Source organism: Pseudomonas sp. CGJS7 (assembly GCF_036961695.1).
The window spans coordinates 1-855 of sequence record NZ_JBAMDI010000313.1; the positions used below are offsets into that span (position 1 = coordinate 1).

An 855-nucleotide genomic window follows, 5' to 3' on the forward strand; every position below is an offset into this window, starting at 1 on the left:
AACAAGAGAACAAACCATGCTCGCACTTCTGGGCCTGATCATGGTGGTGACCTTCACCTACCTGATCATGAGTAAACGCCTGTCCCCGATCGTCGCGCTGACCATCGTGCCGATTGTTTTCGCCCTTGTTGGCGGTTTCGCGCCAGACCTGGGCAAGATGATGCTCGATGGGCTGAAAATGGTCGCACCGTCTGCCGCGCTGCTGCTGTTCGCCATCCTGTTTTTCGGCCTGATGATCGACGCCGGCCTGTTCGACCCGCTGATCCGCAAGATTCTCAAGCGGGTGAATGGCGACCCGATAAAGATCGCCATCGGCACCGCCTTGCTATCGCTGCTGGTGGCGCTGGACGGTGACGGCACCACGACCTACATGATTACCTGCGCCGCCATGCTGCCGCTGTACAAGCGCATCGGCATGAACCCGATGATCCTGGCGACCGTATCGATGCTGTCATTGAGCATCATGAGCGGCATGAGCCCGTGGGGTGGTCCCGCCACCCGTGCCATTGCAGCGCTCGGCCTGGATGCGACCGAATACTTCATTCCGATGTTGCCCACCGTCATCGGTGGGGCGGCATGGGTCGTGTTCACCGCCTACCTGCTGGGCCGTGCCGAGCGCCGGCGTATCGGCAATATTGCCCTGGAGTCCGGTGGCGGCAATTGCTACATCAAGGAAATCCTTGGCGACAACCCGCACAAGCGCCCGCGCCTTGCCTATGTGAACCTGGTGCTGGTGATCGCCGTGATGACCGCGCTGGTGCTGGGGCTGATGCACGCGGCCATCCTGTTCATGATCGGTTTCGTCGCCGCACTGATGATCAACTACCCGCAGCTGGACCTGCAGAAAGAGCGCAT

1 protein-coding gene is annotated in these 855 nt (G+C 60.6%); it reads left to right on the forward strand.

Annotated elements, in window-relative coordinates; all coding sequences use genetic code 11:
• Positions 1-16: 16 nt before the first annotated feature.
• The coding region (locus V7787_RS52850) for a citrate:proton symporter (RefSeq protein ID WP_336095459.1) at positions 17-855 on the forward strand (839 nt) is incomplete at its 3' end.